Source organism: Streptomyces sp. JLYT201 (genome assembly GCF_059448825.1).
On sequence record NZ_CM182551.1, the window covers coordinates 5,543,664 to 5,559,857 of the forward strand.

The 16,194-nt window shown below is 70.9% G+C and carries 16 protein-coding genes; 4 read left to right on the forward strand and 12 right to left on the reverse strand.

All coding sequences use genetic code 11. The features are described from left to right. Window position 1: 1 nt before the first annotated feature. Window positions 2-1,519 carry a CehA/McbA family metallohydrolase gene (locus tag AC5WAM_RS23225; protein WP_366795987.1) on the reverse strand — a complete coding sequence of 506 codons (1,518 nt, stop codon included), beginning with the start codon at window positions 1,517-1,519 and terminating at the stop codon, window positions 2-4. A gap of 224 nt (window positions 1,520-1,743) precedes the next feature. Here AC5WAM_RS23225 and AC5WAM_RS23230 point away from each other — a divergent pair, with 224 nt between their 5' ends. Beyond that, window positions 1,744-4,341: a bifunctional FO biosynthesis protein CofGH gene (locus tag AC5WAM_RS23230; protein WP_495518670.1), complete on the forward strand. Its 2,598-nt coding sequence runs from the start codon at window positions 1,744-1,746 to the stop codon at window positions 4,339-4,341. Window positions 4,342-4,489: 148 nt separating this feature from the next. Here the strand turns inward: AC5WAM_RS23230 and AC5WAM_RS23235 are convergent, their stop codons facing one another. From AC5WAM_RS23235 to AC5WAM_RS23275, 9 genes are all read right to left on the reverse strand, one after another. Continuing rightward, entirely contained in the window at window positions 4,490-5,923 is a 1,434-nt protein-coding gene (locus AC5WAM_RS23235) for an FG-GAP-like repeat-containing protein (RefSeq protein ID WP_495518671.1), read from the reverse strand. A 155-nt stretch (window positions 5,924-6,078) separates the two neighbouring features. Continuing rightward, the gene (locus tag AC5WAM_RS23240; RefSeq protein WP_495518672.1) at window positions 6,079-7,542 is read right to left on the reverse strand and encodes an FG-GAP and VCBS repeat-containing protein; all 1,464 of its coding nucleotides are present in this window, start codon (window positions 7,540-7,542) and stop codon (window positions 6,079-6,081) included. Window positions 7,543-7,597: 55 nt separating this feature from the next. Beyond that, complete coding sequence (locus tag AC5WAM_RS23245; protein ID WP_495518673.1) at window positions 7,598-9,049, reverse strand: FG-GAP-like repeat-containing protein; 1,452 nt, start codon at window positions 9,047-9,049, stop codon at window positions 7,598-7,600. A gap of 111 nt (window positions 9,050-9,160) precedes the next feature. Further along, window positions 9,161-9,664, reverse strand: coding sequence for a hypothetical protein (locus AC5WAM_RS23250; RefSeq protein WP_495518674.1), 504 nt, complete (start codon window positions 9,662-9,664; stop codon window positions 9,161-9,163). An 81-nt stretch (window positions 9,665-9,745) separates the two neighbouring features. Then, window positions 9,746-9,964, reverse strand: a complete 219-nt coding sequence (locus tag AC5WAM_RS23255) for a DUF397 domain-containing protein (RefSeq protein WP_495518675.1) — start codon at window positions 9,962-9,964, stop codon at window positions 9,746-9,748. 119 nt (window positions 9,965-10,083) lie between these two features. Then, on the reverse strand, window positions 10,084-10,914 hold the full coding sequence (locus tag AC5WAM_RS23260) for a helix-turn-helix domain-containing protein (protein ID WP_495518676.1): 831 nt from the start codon (window positions 10,912-10,914) through the stop codon (window positions 10,084-10,086). Further along, entirely contained in the window at window positions 10,911-11,441 is a 531-nt protein-coding gene (locus AC5WAM_RS23265) for a DUF6879 family protein (RefSeq protein WP_495518677.1), read from the reverse strand. Before AC5WAM_RS23265 ends, AC5WAM_RS23260 begins: the two co-directional genes overlap by 4 nt. A gap of 307 nt (window positions 11,442-11,748) precedes the next feature. Continuing rightward, entirely contained in the window at window positions 11,749-12,273 is a 525-nt protein-coding gene (locus AC5WAM_RS23270) for a DUF6879 family protein (protein WP_495518678.1), read from the reverse strand. 127 nt (window positions 12,274-12,400) lie between these two features. Next, the gene (locus tag AC5WAM_RS23275; RefSeq protein WP_495518679.1) at window positions 12,401-13,021 is read right to left on the reverse strand and encodes a DUF1707 SHOCT-like domain-containing protein; all 621 of its coding nucleotides are present in this window, start codon (window positions 13,019-13,021) and stop codon (window positions 12,401-12,403) included. A 216-nt stretch (window positions 13,022-13,237) separates the two neighbouring features. Between AC5WAM_RS23275 and AC5WAM_RS23280 the strand changes: the two genes are divergently transcribed. Beyond that, a complete protein-coding gene (locus AC5WAM_RS23280; RefSeq protein WP_138960284.1) occupies window positions 13,238-13,537 on the forward strand; it encodes a hypothetical protein in 300 nt (99 codons plus the stop codon). Here AC5WAM_RS23280 and AC5WAM_RS23285 read toward each other — a convergent pair. Both AC5WAM_RS23285 and AC5WAM_RS23290 read right to left on the reverse strand, forming a co-directional pair. After that, on the reverse strand, window positions 13,525-13,836 hold the full coding sequence (locus AC5WAM_RS23285) for a DUF397 domain-containing protein (RefSeq protein WP_495518680.1): 312 nt from the start codon (window positions 13,834-13,836) through the stop codon (window positions 13,525-13,527). The genes AC5WAM_RS23280 and AC5WAM_RS23285 overlap by 13 nt on opposite strands. Next, window positions 13,833-14,645, reverse strand: a complete 813-nt coding sequence (locus AC5WAM_RS23290) for a helix-turn-helix domain-containing protein (protein WP_495518681.1) — start codon at window positions 14,643-14,645, stop codon at window positions 13,833-13,835. The genes AC5WAM_RS23285 and AC5WAM_RS23290 overlap by 4 nt, the downstream gene beginning before the upstream one ends. A gap of 125 nt (window positions 14,646-14,770) precedes the next feature. Here AC5WAM_RS23290 and AC5WAM_RS23295 point away from each other — a divergent pair, with 125 nt between their 5' ends. Continuing rightward, entirely contained in the window at window positions 14,771-15,193 is a 423-nt protein-coding gene (locus tag AC5WAM_RS23295; protein WP_495518682.1) for an ATP-binding protein, read from the forward strand. Window positions 15,194-15,416: 223 nt separating this feature from the next. Continuing rightward, on the forward strand, window positions 15,417-16,193 hold the full coding sequence (locus AC5WAM_RS23300; RefSeq protein ID WP_495518683.1) for a helix-turn-helix domain-containing protein: 777 nt from the start codon (window positions 15,417-15,419) through the stop codon (window positions 16,191-16,193). Window position 16,194 lies beyond the last annotated feature (1 nt).

Sequence of the window (16,194 nt, forward strand, 5' to 3'; positions counted from 1 at the left end):
ATCAGCGGCCCAGGAAGATCGGGTTCGTGAGGGCCCGCATGGGGCCCGGGAGGGGCGGGGTCAGCTGGGGCTTGCGGACTTCGGCGCGTACGTAGGCGGCGTAGGAGGCCGTGGTCCGCCACTCGGCGGAGCCGGTGCCGGTGTCGTCGATGGGCGGGCCGGTGAACAGGACGCCCTGGTCGGTGACGAAGCGGATGACGCAGCCGGGGGCGCCCTTGACGTCCAGGCGCACCGTCACCGGGTCGTCGGCGTCCACGCGCAGGCGCTCGCCGATGCCCGCGTGGCGGCCCTTGCCGCCCGCCGCGGAGAAGGTCAGCTCGACCTCCTTGGCCTCGGCGATGTAGGAGCGGCCCGCGCGGATGCCCTCCTGGACGGCCTCGCGGGTCAGGTCGTCGGCGAGGACGACGGTCTGCGGGCGGCCCACCGGGTCCGGGTCGCGGTGGGCGTCGCTGTTGCCCATCGCGGGAGTCCAGCGGCGCCCGCCGCGCGCGGCCGCCACCAGGGCGTTGTCCCACTCGGAGAGGGCGACCTCGTCCTCGGGGGAGTAGGCGCCGTTCCACACCTCGACCGCGTCCGCCTCGCCGAAGCCGAACTTCCAGTTGCAGCCGACGCAGGTGGCGTGCGGGTGGGCGGGCACCACGAGGCCGCCGGAGCGGCGCACGGCGCGGGCGTAGTGGCCGAAGCGGTTGTCGCGGGCCCGGTAGCGCCAGTCGACGAAGGTGCCGGGCTCGGTGCCGATCGCGAGGACGTGGCCGTTGCGGGTGGTGATCTCCTCGCCCAGCAGGACGAGCAGGTCGTCGCCGGCGACATCGGACCAGTGGGCGTGCGACGAGTGCGTGTTGTGGTCGGAGGTGTTGATGAAGTCCAGGCCCGCCGCGCGGGCGAGCGCCCCGATCTCGGCGGGGGTGCGGCGCCCGTCGGAGTACCAGGTGTGCAGGTGGCAGTCGCCCCGGTACCAGGCGCGGCCCCGGCCCTTCGCCCGCTCCGGCGGGTACGACGGCTTCGGGGTGGTGCCGGGCTCGCCGTAGGTGAGGGTGATGGTCACCTCGTACGGCAGGCCCTGCGGGGCCACCGTGTACGGGCCGAGCGCGATGTGCCAGCGGCCCGCGCGCACCGGTCCCGGCAGATAGCCGGGGGTCGCGTCGTCGGCGCGCACGAAGAACTCCGTGCGGGCGCCGCCGGACCAGCCGCGGAAGCCCTTGCCGCCGAGGTCCGTGCCGCGCTCGTCGAAGATGCCGATGTCCAGGGCGTTGCCGGCGGTGCCCGCGGGGACGGGCGGCTTCTCGTAGGCGTAGGCGACGTGGATCTCCCGCACGCCGCGCGGCACGTCCACCGGGAGGTACACGAAGTCCGGTGCGCCGGTGGGCAGCGTGCCCCTGACGGTCTTCGTCTCCTTGCCGGAGCGCCGTTCGGCGGCCCCCGCGTCGTCTGCGAAGCTCACGGTTCCCAACGTAAGGGCCGTGGCCGCGCCCGTCACGAGCAGCGCCCGTCTGTTCAGGTGGCCTTCGTCCTGGCACATGGATGCTCCCCGGAGTCGGTGGCGACGGTGACGACGACACGTGAGTGGTGCCTGCAACTCTGGTATTGAGCCGTGAACTCCCTTGTAAGGGAAGGGGATCGACAGGTTGCCGCCCGGGGACGAGGGGGGCGCTCCGGGGTGGCCGCGCCGGTGCCCGCGAGACCGTCCCGACCTGGCGGAAGTGTCTGTGGGTGTCGCGTGTTGTCGCTCGTATGCTCAAGGACATGACCAACAGCGCACAGCCCCCCGAGGACGGACGTCCCACAGCCAACGCCATGCGGCGGGCCCTGCGGCGGGCCAGGGACGGGGTCGCGCTGGACGCGGCGGAGGCCGCCGTGCTGCTCCAGGCGCGCGGCGACGACCTGGAGGACCTGGCGGCCTCGGCGGCCCGGGTGCGCGACGCGGGTCTGGAGGCGGCGGGGCGCGCGGGGGTCATCACGTACTCGAAGAGCGTGTTCGTCCCGCTCACCCGGCTGTGCCGGGACAAGTGCCACTACTGCACGTTCGTCACCGTGCCGGGCAAGCTGCGCCGGGCCGGGCACGGGATGTTCATGTCTCCGGACGAGGTTCTGGACATCGCCCGCAAGGGCGCCGCGCTCGGCTGCAAGGAAGCCCTCATCACCCTCGGCGACAAGCCCGAGGACCGCTGGCCCGAGGCCCGCGAGTGGCTGGACGCGCACGGCTACGACGACACGATCGCGTACGTACGGGCCATATCGATCCGCATCCTGGAGGAGACGGGCCTGCTGCCCCACCTCAACCCCGGGGTGATGTCCTGGACCGACTTCCAGCGGCTCAAGCCGGTCGCCCCCTCCATGGGCATGATGCTGGAGACCACCGCCGAGCGGCTGTGGTCGGAGCCGGGCGGCCCGCACCACGGCTCGCCTGACAAGGAACCGGCCGTGCGGCTGCGCGTCCTCGAAGACGCGGGCCGCTCCTCCGTGCCCTTCACCAGCGGGCTGCTCATCGGCATCGGCGAGACGTACGAGGAGCGCGCGGACTCGCTGTTCGCGCTGCGCCGCGTGGCCCGGTCGTACCACGGCGTGCAGGAGCTGATCATCCAGAACTTCCGCGCCAAGCCGGACACGGCGATGCGCGGCATGCCGGACGCCGAGATCGACGACCTGGTCGCCACGGTCGCCGTCGCCCGGCACATCATGGGCCCCTCCGGCTGCATCCAGGCCCCGCCGAACCTCGTCGACGGCGAGTACGCCCGGCTCATCCGCGCCGGGATCGACGACTGGGGCGGCGTCTCGCCGCTCACCATCGACCACGTCAACCCGGAGAAGCCCTGGCCGCAGATCGAGGCGCTCGCCGAGCAGTCGGCGGCCGAGGGCTTCGAGCTGCGCGAGCGCCTCTGCGTCTACCCCGAGTTCGTGCGGCGGGGCGAACCGTGGCTCGACCCGCGCCTGCTGCCGCACGTGCGGGCGCTCGCCGACCCGGAGACGGGGCTCGCGGACCCGGACGCCCCGGTCCGGGGCCTGCCCTGGCAGGAGCCCGACGAGGGGTACGTGGCGTCGTCCGGCCGCACCGATCTGCACCGCACCATCGACACGGAGGGCCGCACCGCCGACCGCCGCGACGACTTCGACGAGGTGTACGGCGACTGGGAGGCGCTGCGCGAGCAGGCCGCGCCCGGCATGGTGCCCTCCCGCCTCGACGGCGACGTCCGCTCCGCCCTCGCCACGGCCGCCGACGACCCGACGCGCCTCACCGACGCCGAGGCCCTCGTGCTGCTGCACGCGGACGGCCCCGCCCTGGACGCGCTCTGCTCCGTCGCCGACGACGTCCGCAAGTCCGTGGTCGGCGACGACGTCACGTACATCGTCACGCGGAACATCAACTTCACGAACGTCTGCTACACGGGCTGCCGCTTCTGCGCCTTCGCGCAGCGCCGCACCGACGCCGACGCCTACACCCTGTCCCTGTCACAGGTCGCCGACCGCGCGGCCCAGGCCTGGGACGTCGGCGCGGTCGAGGTGTGCATGCAGGGCGGCATCCACCCCGACCTGCCGGGAAGCGCGTACTTCGACATCGCCGCGGCCGTGAAGGAGCGGGTGCCCGGCCTGCACGTGCACGCCTTCTCGCCCATGGAGGTCGTCAACGGCGCGACCCGCACGGGCCTTTCGATCCGCGAGTGGCTCCTGCGCGCCAAGGAGTCCGGCCTCGACTCCGTCCCCGGCACGGCCGCCGAGATCCTCGACGACGAGGTCCGCTGGATCCTGACCAAGGGCAAGCTCCCGGCGGCGACGTGGATCGAGGTCATCAAGACCGCCCACGAGGTGGGCCTGCGCTCCTCGTCCACGATGATGTACGGCCACGTCGACCAGCCCCGGCACTGGCTCGGCCATCTGCGCACGCTGGCCGGGATCCAGCAGGAGACCGGCGGCTTCACGGAGTTCGTGACGCTGCCCTTCATCCACACGAACGCGCCCGTCTACCTCGCGGGCATCGCCCGTCCCGGCCCCACCATCCGCGACAACCGCGCGGTGACCGCCATGGCCCGGCTCCTGCTCCACCCGCACATCCCCAACATCCAGACCAGTTGGGTCAAGCTCGGCACCGAAGGGGCCGCGGAGATGCTGCGCTCCGGTGCGAACGACCTCGGCGGGACGCTGATGGAGGAGACCATCTCCCGGATGGCGGGCTCCAGCTACGGCTCGTACCGGTCCGTGAAGGACCTCGTCGCCATCGCCGAGGCCGCGGGGCGGCCCGCGAGGCCGCGCACCACCCTGTACGGCGAGGTCCCCGACGAGCGCGTCCAGGCGGCCGCCGCGTCGGACGGCCACCTGCCGGAGTTGCTGCCGGTCCTCGACGCGTAGGCCCTGCCGGGGGCTTCCCCAATCCCGCCCCTTCCCGAAACTGGGGCTCCGCCCCAGACCCCGCTCCTCAAACGCCGGAGGGGCTGGATCTTCCAGCCCGTCCGGCGTTTGAGGACGAGGCGCGGAGCGCCGGAAAGCGGGGGGTGCCTCAGTAGCGGCCCACGTCCTGGCCGAACGTGGCGTTGGCCTCCGGGGCGCCGAGGGTCTTCGGGCCGAAGGAGACGAGGCCGGTCGTGGTGACTCCGGCGCGCGTGCCGGGGAAGTGCCAGGCGGCGCCGGAGTCCTTGTACGCGCCGTCCTCACCGCGCGCGGTGACGGTCAGGTCGTCCTTCCCGTCCCCGTCGACGTCGGACAGCAGCACCCGGTTCCCGAAGTAGTCGCGCTTCTCGGAGGCCCCGGGAACCCCGGGCTTGGACTGGTCGAAGGCCTGGGCACCGGTGCCGCTGAGCCCGGTGCGGGAGCCCTTGAGGAGGACGAAGGACCCGGCGTCGGAGACCTTCGCGGAGCCGCTGCCGATGTCCTCGCCGGGCACGCCGACGGCGATGTCGGCGTAGCCGTCGCCGTTGACGTCGCCCGCGCTGATGTCGGAGCCGAACTGGTCCCCGGTCTCGCCGACGCCGGGCACGCCCGGCGAGTCCTGGGTGATCTTCTTGGTGCGGGTGGCGGCGGGCCCGTTCTTGCTGCCGTAGTCGACGCGGACGGTGCCCTTGTCGCTCTCGTTGTCGTCGTTGCTGGTGCCGTTGTCGCGGGTGACGAAGTCGCCGTAGCCGTCGCCGTCGACGTCCGCGACGGCGCCGCCGAGGGAGGACTTGAGCTTCTGGGTGGTGCCGGTGAGCCCGTCCTTGGTGCCCTTCCAGAAGCGGCTGGGGTAGGCGCTCTCCTCGAAGCCGTGGGCGGTGACGAGGTCGTCGATGCCGTCGCCGTTCAGGTCGCCGGGGACGAGGTAGGCGGGACCGAACGTCTGGCTGGTGTGGATGGCCTCCTGCCGCTGGGGCTTGCCGTCGCGCGTGAAGGGGCCGTACGAGACGGTCATCCCCTCCTCGTCCTCGTCGTTGTCCGGGTAGTCGTTGCTGACGAGGTCGCGGTGGCCGTCGCCGTCGAAGTCCCCGGTGGTGAACCCGGCGGAGGTGGCGGGCAGTTCCTGGGCGGCGCCGGTGAGGCCGTCCTTCGACCCCCACAGGGTGACCAGCCTGTCGCTGTACCCGCTGCCCACGACGAGGTCGGTGAACCCGTCCCCGTCGAGGTCCCCGACGGTCACCAGCGTGCCGAAGGTGCCGTCCTTCTCGATCTCGCCCGGCACCCCGGCCGTGCCCCGGTCGAGGATCTTCGGGTGCGCCCGGTCGGGCCCGTTCTTCGAGCCGTAGACGACGGCGACGTACCCGGCGTTCGTCTTGCCGCCGACGGTGGCGTACGGCGCGGAGACCGCGAGGTCGGCGTACCCGTCGTGGTTGAAGTCGGTGACGGGGACGCGGGGTGCCGGCGCGGCGGGCGCGGCGGCGTGCGCCGTGCCGCCGACGGCGAGCGGTAGGGCTACCGCGGTCGCCGCGACGGCTGTGATGGCTGCGGTGAGAGAGCGTCGCACGGATCCTCCTGTGGCTGATGTGAGTTGCGCCGGTGCACTGGGGGAGACCCGCGAGGCGAAGGGACGGTTGCACACCGGTGAAGACGGGGCGTACGGCGGGCCGTTGCACTCCCCGGCCCGGGCCCCGGCCCCGGACGTCCGGGGCCGGGGCAGGGTCAGCGGCCCACCCAGGCGCCGAAGTAGGAGCGCTCGTCCGGGGCGCCCAGGGCGGCGGGGCCGAAGGACGTGCTGCCGGTGGCCGTCAGGCCGGACTTCGTGCCCTTGAGGACCCAGGCGGCGCCCACGTCCTGCACGGTGGTGTCCTCCAGGGGCGCAGTGCCGGTCAGGTCGGCCTTCTTGTCGCCGTCGACGTCGGAGAGCAGGACTTCGGAGCCGAAGCCGTCACCCGTCTCGGACACGCCCGGAACGCCTGCCGTGGACTGGGTGAAGGACTGCGCGCCCTTGCCGCTGAGGCCGCTCCTGGCACCCTTCAGCAGGACGACGCCGCCCGTGTCGTAGGCCTTCTTGCCGCCGGTGGTGACGTCCTTGCCGGGGATGCCGACGGCGATGTCGGCGTAGCCGTCGCCGTTGACGTCGGCCGCGCCGATCGAGGCGCCGAACTGGTCGCCGCGGTGGTACTCGCCGTCCGCGCCGGGGACGGGGCCGCCCCGCTCGCCCGCGCCGGGCACGCCCGGGCTGTCCTGGGTGATCTTCACGCTGCGGGTGGCGGCGGGCCCGTTCTTGCTGCCGTAGTCGACGCGGACGGTGCCCTTGTCGTCGGACTGCGCCTCGCCGTCGCCGCTGACCGCGCGGGTGACGAAGTCGCCGTAGCCGTCGCCGTCGACGTCCGCGACGACGCCTCCCCGGGAGGGCTTGAGGGCCTTCGCGGAGGTGCCGCTGAGGCCGTTCCTCGTCCCCTTCCAGAAGCGGCTCGCGAGCGGGCCGTCCTCGTCGCCGTTGTTGGTGACGAGGTCGTCGACGCCGTCGCCGTTCAGGTCCCCGGCCACGAGGTCCAGGAGGCCGGGCTCCGTCGGGACGCGCACGGCCTTCTTCCTGGCCGGGTGGCCCTGGGCCGTGAACGGGCCGTAGGAGACGGTCAGGGTCGCCACGTCGTTGCCGTGCTCCGGGTACACCTCGTTGACCAGGTCGCGGTTCCCGTCGCCGTCGAAGTCCCCGGCCGTGATGTTGCCGTAGGCCCCGTTGGCGACTTCGCCGGAGGTCCCGGTCAGACCGGCGGCGGAGCCCCACAGGAGGACCGCCTTGGTCAGGGGGTGCCCGCCGGCGACGAGGTCGGTGTAGCCGTCCTTGTTGAAGTCGCCCACGACCAGTTCGCTGCCGAACAGGTCGTCCTCACGGGCGTCACCGGGGACGCCCGGGGTGGTGCGGTCGATGAGGCGCGGGTGCGCGCGGTCGGGCCCGTTCTTGGACCCGTACACGACGGCGACGTACCCGGCGCCCTTCTTGCCTCCGGCGGAGCCGTACGCGGCGCTGAACGCGAGGTCGGCGTACCCGTCCTTGTTGAAGTCCGTCACCGGCGCCTTGGGGGGCCTGGGCGCTGCGGACGCGGTGCCCGTCGCGGTGAGCGTGAGCGGTACGGCGACCGCGGCCGCCGCGACGGCTGCGATGAGGGAGCGGCGCACTGTTTCTCCTGTTGGTGTGCGTACGGGGTGGTCGCGTGTCGGGGGTGGTGCGGGGCTAGCGCGCGAGGCGCTCGCCCAGGCGGGCTTCCTTCTGAGGGGCGCCGAGCGCGGCCGGGCCGAAGGAGGCGATCCCGGCCGTCGTCAGGCCGGTGGCGGCGCCCTTGAACACCCAGGCCGCGCCCGAGTCCTGGTACGTGCCGTCCTCCCAGGGCGCGGTGACCGTCAGGTCGGCCTTCTTGTCGCCGTTGACGTCGGCGAGCAGGACGCCCGCGCCGAAGCGGTCGCCCTTCTCGGACGCGCCGGGCACGCCCGCCGTGGTCTGGGTGAAGGCCTGCGCTCCGGTGCCGCTGAGGCCGCTCTTGGCGCCCTTGAGGAGAACGAAGCTGCCGCTGTCCAGAACGTTCTTTCCAGCGGTGGTGACGTCTTCGCCGGGGATGCCGACGGCGATGTCGGCGTAGCCGTCGCCGTTGACGTCGCCCGCGCTGATCGAGGCGCCGAACTGGTCGCCGCTGTTGAACTCGTCGCCGACGTACCCGCCCGTCTCGCCGACGCCCGGGACGCCCGGGCTGTCCTGGGTGATCTTCACGCTGCGGAGGGCGGCGGGGCCGTCCTTGCTGCCGTAGTCGACGCGGACGGTGCCCGCCTCGGTGTCGTTGTCCTCGTTGCTCGTGCCGTTGTCGCGGGTGACGAAGTCGCCGTAGCCGTCGCCGTCCACGTCCGCGACGGCGCCGCCCACGGAGGCCTTGACGCCCTTGTACGTGTGGCCGAGACCGGCCTTGGAGCCCTTCCAGAACCGGCTGCCGTACGCCCGGTCCTCGAAGCCGTGGCTGGTGACGAGGTCGTCGACGCCGTCGCCGTCCAGGTCGCCCGCGACGAAGTCGCCGAGCTCGCGGAAGGAGCCGAACCCGATCGCGTCCTTCCTGGCCGCCTCGCCGCCGCGCGTGAACGGCCCGTACGAGACGGTCATGCCCGTGTCGTCGCTCTCGGGCGCGGACTTGTACTCCTGCGTCACCAGGTCGCGGTGCCCGTCACCGTCGAAGTCGCCGGTGGCCAGCGACCCGCCCGCGCCCGGCAGTTCGGCGGCCGCGTCCGTGAGCCCGGCGGCGGAGCCCCAGAGCACCACGGTGGCGCCCGTGTACGAGCCCACGACCAGGTCCGTGTACCCGTCCCCGTCGAGGTCGGCGGTGGTCAGCTCCTGGCCGAAGGCGCCGTGCTCGCCGACCTCCCCGGGCACGCCCGCGCTCGACCTGTCGATGATCTTCCGGTGCGCCTGGTCCGCCCCGCTCCTGGACCCGTACACCACGGCCACGTACCCGGCTTCCTGCTTGCCGCCGACCGTCGCGTGCGGGGCGCCGAGCACGAGGTCGGCATAGCCGTCCTTGTCGAAGTCGACGACGGGGGCCGCGGCCGCCCTCGCCTGGGGTGCGGCGGACGCGGTGCCCATGCCCATCGCCAGTGGTGCGGCGAGAGCGGCGGCGGCGATGGCGACGACGAGGGAGCGACGCACTGTTCCTCCTGTGACTGGTGGCCCTTCTTGATCAAGAGCCGACAGACAGGAGACAGCCGAGGTGACGCGAGGGTTGCACGATCCTGAACGAGGAGAAACGGAAGCCCCGGCTCAGCCCGCCGGGGCCGGTCGGCCCAGCGGGCAGGACAGGTCCGGTCCAGCCTTGTTCGGGGAGCAGCAGACCAGGGCCAGCGACAGGTACGAGGGGCGTTCCAGATAGAAGCCGTGGGACACGTCTCCACCCCACCCGAGAGTCTCGGCAGCAGAGTTGACCAGTATCGCCAGGCGTGTGCTGTCACGATCCGTCTCGGACATGAACCGGGGTGCGTACTCCGTGAGCCGTCCCCCGAGCCACTCCGCGGCCTCCTTCGGCTCGTCCCAGGTGCCTTGGACCAGGCTTCCGGGCTTCATGAGCCATAGGGCTGTCTCCAATGGAGGCAGCGGTCCCGTACGGAACTCTGCCGCTGCTTCCCTGTACCGGTGGTTGAGTCTGATCCCGTCCGTGTCGTCGGCACCTGCGGGTGGCGGCGGAGGGGTGAGGTGCGGAGGCCGCCTGTGCCCCTCCTGGTCGAACCGCTTCCTGTCGCCGGTCCAGATGTATCCGTGGTGGTGCAACTGCTCTTCCCGTCCCGAGCGGTTCAAGGCGGCCCCCGCCCTCCCCGGAGAGCAGAGACCGCCAGGCAGTGAGGGGGACTGTCAGACCGAGACGGTGAAGCGGGCCGGGTCGATACCGGCCGCGTCCAGTTCCTCCGTGGTGAAGCGCAGGGGCGCCATGCCGGGCTCCTTGCTGTCGCCCAGTGCCCATGCGTCCTCACCGATCTTGGTGAGGGTGACGCATCCTTCGGTGCAGGGACCGCCACAGGCCTTGCTGAAGACGGCGGTCTCGGGGATGGAGAGGCTGTACAGGTCTGTCATCGCAGTGCCTCCCGACGGCTTGGGACGGGGGCCATTCGCCAACGCTGCGGGGTTCTTCTGTCGAGGGTTCTTCGATTCGGTCGGCATGGGTACATCCTCGGACTGCCGAGGGGCAACCTCTAGCCCGTTTCCTGTTCTCTCAAGAAGTCATCCCTGATTCCTGCTACGAGGGTTCGCATTTCCTCACCCGTCACGGCCGCGCCTTCGAACCCTTCGAACTTCCTGGCGTACAGCTCAACGTCTCTGGCATCGCTGGTGGTTACCTCGGCATGCGGGATCTCGATAATGGCCAGGCTGGTGTCGAAGAGGGCGAACGAGCAGCTGGGCAGGTCGGTCATAGGTGCCGACAAACGAAGAACCCCAATGCTCACGTTGGGCATCCTCGACATAGTGATGAGCTTGTCCAGCTGGGCTGCCAGCATGCGGGGCGGAACGATCTGCCATCGAAGTACGGATTCGGTGACCACGAAACGGAATGTGCGCGAGACGTCGTAGAGAACTTCCTGACGCAGGAGACGTGAGCCCATCATCTTCTCCAGGGCCCCCTCCGTGTAGTCGTGCCTGCCGAATACGGCGCGGGCGTACTCCGGAGTCTGGAGCAGGCCGGGGACACAGGCGGGCTGAAAAAGCCGCATGAGGCTTGTCTGAGCCTCCATGGCCCTGATCTCATCCTGGTGCTTGTGGAGCCCTGTGCGGCGGTATATGCGCCACGCTGTGGCCTCGGTGGCCGCCTTGCGGGCCGCCTCGGTCAGCCGGGACTTGACCTCCTCCGAGACCTCCAAGGCCGTGAGGAGGCGCTCCACGTCGATGAGGCTCGGAGTGAGTACCTCGTGCTCGATCTTGCTGAGCTTGCTCGGAGACATGACGGCGCTACGGGCGACCGCCATGGCCTGCTTCCCGCTGGCCTCTCGCAGTTCCCGTAGGGCCCGACCGATGTTGATGTGGTTCACGCCGGCTTGTGCTGCTCCCACCAGTCACGGAAGGGGGCAGCGCTGCGCATCGCAGAGTCTCGACGTTCCAGCCATTCCTGGGCTCGTCCTTCCGGGATCAGCTCGGCTCCCAGGAATTCTCCGCCGTCGCCGTAGTGCATGGTGACGACGGTACGTTCATCGAACGCCCAGAAGTCAGGCACACCCTCCAGTGGGTTCTTCGATTCTGTGGTGTCGAGAATGAAGAACTCTTCTCCGGCTGCCTGGTTGCGGACATAGCCCCAACCGAGCTCAAACCGCAGATAGTCGGTCAAGGGCCGGGAGAGGATGTGAACCCGGTACATGCGTTTACCGGATTGCACGGCATCACGAACAGTAGTGACCCAACCGGCTCGCTTGTACTCCTCCGGTTGTGACCTACCGGCTAGAAACGCCTGATAGGCTTCCACTCCGCCCGACTTTGCATAGTCGTCCAGGGTTTCGAGGCGGAAGGCTTCCCTCTGAAACTCCTTGAACAGGTTCCCGAAGTCTTCAGGCGAGATGTTCACGGGCCACCCTCAGAAGCAGGGACATGGGGATACGTACGGCGGTCTCGTTGTTCGGTAGTCGCATGGCGCTGAGTGCTTCATCGTCGTCCACCTTGAAGCCCTGCACCAAGACGTTCTCCGTGCCCTCTACGGCCCACACTGTCGGGCACGGGCCTTCGTCGCACTCGCTTGCGAGCCGGTTGAGCTTCACGGGCTGCCCCCAGGCTTGGTCGGGTGTCCTGTTCGATCCTCGCGACGCTGCGACAGGCGGGTCAAGGAGACCCGGTTGAGAGAACAGGAAACCCGGGCCGGGCACATCGGACCCGGTTCAGACCGGCTGGTACTCCTCATGTGGGATGGCGCGGTTCCATACGGACTCGAAGGCCGCGGAACAGAGGCGCACGGCGTCCGGATCGCGCGTGCGCTCCTCGTCGCCCTCGGGGGACAGTTCTCCCTCGCCCGTGAAGTGCAGGAACAGGACCAGCGCGTCGTCGAAGAGCCAGAAGTCGTTGCCGGGCAGCGCCAAGTCCGAGGCCCTGCGCCGTGGCAGCCAGCGGACCTGTTCTCCGGCTGCCATGTTGCCCGGGGTGAGGTGGTGCTCGAACCGTAGGTAGTCGCTCATCGGTTCCGAGAAGATCCGGGCCCGGCGTACGACAACGCCGCGATCGGTGGTCTCCGTCATCAGGGAGAGCCAAGAGCGCGAGACCGGGTCGTGCTGCGCCGGAACACTGCGAGGGTCCCGGGACCAGGAGATGAACTCCGGGTCGGACCGCATGTACCCGTCGCGCATCTCCAGGTGCACGGCGGAGTGCTTGGCCTGCCGGAACAGGTCCTCAAACGTCGGTTCCTCCACCGCTGCCCACCTCCGCGAAGAATGGCACGCTGACTCGCAGTCGGGGGACTCAGGCCCCCGGGCCCAAGCCTGCCCTCAGCCACCGTGGCAGTGCCCATGACTTGCAGGAGCTTGCACGATCTCGGGGTCAGCCCGTGTTGACTGAGCCAGGCTTGCCGCGGCGCTGCCAGGGCAGGCGGCGGGGCGGGCGGGCCACTATGTCGCCGCCGGTCGACGTGCCGGAGAGCAGGACGCGCAGGCGTATCGGCGTCTCCGGGCCCGGGACCGGGGGGAGCTTGATGTCGCCACGGCTCTTGGTGATCCCGTCCGCGTCGACGACGACGCCCGGCGGCACCACCAGCGTCAGATCGCCGCCCACGCGCAGGTCCACCTCGATCTCCAGCGTGCTGTGCGCGATCACGGCCTCGGTGAAGTCCAGCTTCAGGTCCCCGAACATCAGCCGCACCTCCATCCGGCGCGGCACCCGCCACCGCCCCGCGCGCTTGGCGTCCCCGAAGCGCTGGTCTATCCGGAGCACCTCGCGCGGCTGCGGCGGCAGGCCCTCCAGCGGAAGGTCCGCCGTCAGGTCCCGGAGGTCGCCGACGGTCTTCGCCGCGAGCGCCGCCTCCACGCGCTCGTCCAGCTCCGCCGCCGTCAGCCGGCCGCTGCCCGCCGCGAACCTGAGGATCTCCACCGCCTGGTCCCGGTCCTCGTGCGACACCCGCAGCCCGGCTGCCAGGGCGGATGCTCCGGTGCTCTCGTCTCCCATGCCCCCAGTGTGCGCGCCGCCCGAACACCCCGGCAACGGCCGCCAGCGAAGATCAGGGAACACCCTGACGGATCTCAGGGTGCCGCCGCCCCTCGGGCGAATGTCCCGAAAGCGCCCTTTGCGGACCGCCGTCCCGCTGCTTGACTCCCTCCTCGCACAGGGGCAAACCGGGAGTGCCGCCCGGCACTCCCGCGGGTGCGAGAGAGGGGTACCACCATGAGCATGACCCAGAGCGGCAAGCTGACCATGGACTCGTCCCACTCCACCGAAACCCAGGGCGGGAAGACCGACACCTTCAACCAGGTCACCTTCCCCACCCCGTTCCCCACCGGGTCGGACGTCGTCGTCCAGGTCACCGTGCAGACCTTCAACGGGCCCGAGACCCCCGGCGTCCGCCTGCACGACGTGACCCGCACCGGCTTCAAGATCCGCTTCAACGAGATCCTCGGCGGCGGCGTCAGCGCGGACGGCAAGCACGTCACGGAGACCGTCGGCTGGACCGCCTACACGGTCTGAGCCCCCGCGGCGAAGCCGACGAACGGAGCCCAGGCCGCGCCTCCGACGGCCACCTGGGCTCCGTTCTTGTTCTTGGAGTCGCGGATGTGGACCGTGGCGGGGGCTATCGCCACCTCAACGCACTCGGGCCCGTCGTTGCCGCTGTGGCTGCTCTTGCGCCACTCCTGGGCGACCTCGACGCAGTCCGCGTCGTCGTTGCCGCTGTAGCTGCTCTTCTGCCACTCCAGCGCTACTTCGACGCAGTCGGGTCCGTCGTTGCTGCTGTAGCTGCTTTTGAACCACGCCAGCTCGGCCGTCATGTCTCGTCTCCCAGCACTTTCTTGATGAACGCGAGTGACTCACGGGGCGTGAGAGCCTGCGCCCGGATCATTCCATAGCGCATCTCCAGGATCTGGACTTCCCGGGGATCGCTGATCACGCGACTGTGGAGCTGGGCTTCGGAATGCCCCAGCGTCTTGCCGTCGCGCAATTTCAGCAGGCGAAGCGGCCCGGCCATGCCCGCGTGATCCTCGCAGTCCGTCGGCATCACCTGGATCTCCACGTGCCTCAACCTGCCGACCTCCAACAGGTGTTCGAGCTGGCGCCGCAGAACCAGTCTGCCCCCGATCGGCCGCCGCAATGTCACCTCTTCCTGGACGAACGTGAGATGTGGCCGAGGAGTGCGCTCGAAGACGGACTTCCGAGCCATGCGTGCTGCTACATGACTCTCGATCTCATCCTCCGAGTACGCGGGCAGCCGCATCTCGTACAGCGCCTGGGCGTACTCCGGGGTTTGCAGCAACCCGTGGACGTGAAGGCTGGCGTAGGCCCCCAGCTCGACCGACTCCTCCTCCAGCTTCTTCAGGTCCCGCACCTTCTTCGGGTACCGGGCCTCCTCCACGTCCTTCTTCATCGCCGCGATCTTGCCGCCCGCCCCGAGCGCCTCGTCGGCCGCGTCCAGGAACTCCGGCTTCGGGACGCGCCGCCCCCGCTCGACCGACGACACCATCTCCTCGCCGTACCCGATGGCCGCGCCCAGCTCCGCCTGGGTCATGCCCGCCGCCTCGCGCCACGCCTTGATCTGGCGGCCCACCGCCTTGAGTACCGCCGTCGCTTCCTCGTCCTCCATGCCGCCACCTCTCCGCGTACGAGCCGGACGGCCCCGAGCGGTACCCGGACAGTCGCTCTGCGTACCGGCTTCTCTGCTGTGCAGCCTAGACACGAGTGGCCACGCTGAGTGATGTGAATGGTGAAGTGACCCAAGCCGCCGTCCCTGTACGGCTGTTCTCAAAGCTGCTGCCTGCGACGCGCAAGGGCGCACGGCAGGCGCGTACGCTCACGGAGCGTCAACTTGACGCCTGGGGTGCGCCGTCGTGCGCCGCCCTCCACGTCGTCGCCGAGCTCGCCGCGAACGCGGTGCTGCACGGGCACGTGCCCGGCCGGAACTTCCGGCTCGCGCTGCACCTGGACCCGGCCGGAACGCTCCGCGTCGAGGTGACCGACGCCCGGGGCGACCGGGTCCCGCGTATCCACGACCCGGAACCGGGGGGCTGGGCGGAGTCGGGGCGGGGGCTGCTGATCATCGGTGGGTACGCGGACCGTTGGGGGGTGGTGGAGGCGCCCGCCGGCTGCAAGACGGTGTGGGCGGAGGTCGCGCCGGATCGCGCGGATCCGTGACCCGGCCGGGCCCGACGCAAAGGAGAAAGAAGCCGGGGAAGTACCCCCACGCCCCACCGCCCCCGCAGCTCACCCTCAAGGGTGAACATCGCCAACTCGGCTGGCGCGCAGGGCAGTCGATGGTGCAGCGTCGGCGCCAACAACCGCAGACATGAAACGGCCCTCGCCGGGACTGGCATCCCACTGCGAGGGCCTGTTCACCGAGGAAGGCTCCAGCTTCCCGATGACTACTCAGCAGCCTAGCGCGCCGTCGCGCCCGGCGTCCGGACGTTCCGGCTCCGGACTCCGCCACGTAACCGGACCGCACCGCGAACGCTTCACCGTGGTCGGAAACCATCTCGCACAGCATCAAGATCTGTCATTGACGGCGATCGGCCTGGCGACCCACATCCAGTCGCTGCCCGCCGGTGCCAGGGTCGGGATCAAGGCGCTGGCGCAGCGGTTCCCCGAGGGCGAGATGCGGATCGCCGCGGCGTTACGGGAGTTGGAGGCGCACGGGTATCTGGCCCGGGTCAAGGAGCGGCTGCCGTCCGGGCGGATCGTGACGCGGACGGTGTCGTACAACAAGCCGATGACACCGACGGCCCCGCCCGCCGAGGCCGAAGCCGAGGCCCCGCGCGAGCCGGACCCGCCCCCGCGCCCGGCGCCCGTCGGCGCCCCGGCCGACCTGCTGCTCGGGCTGCGCGCGAGCGACCCCCGCCTGCTGCTCACCGAGCGCGACGTACGACGCCTGGCGCCCGGGGTCACCGCGTGGCTGGCGCGGGGCGTGCCGCCGGACGTCGTACGGGGGGCGCTGACGGACGGCCTGCCGGAGGGGGCGATCCGGCACCCGGCCGCCCTCCTGGCCCACCGGCTCACCGCCCTGCTGCCACCACCGCTGCCCGACCGGCGCCCGGTCCCGCCGCCCGATCCGCTCCAGACGTGCGACGGCTGCGACCGCGCCTTCCGGGCGGCCCGCCCCGGCCGGTGCCGGGACTGCCGCCCGTACGCCGCCGCTTGAC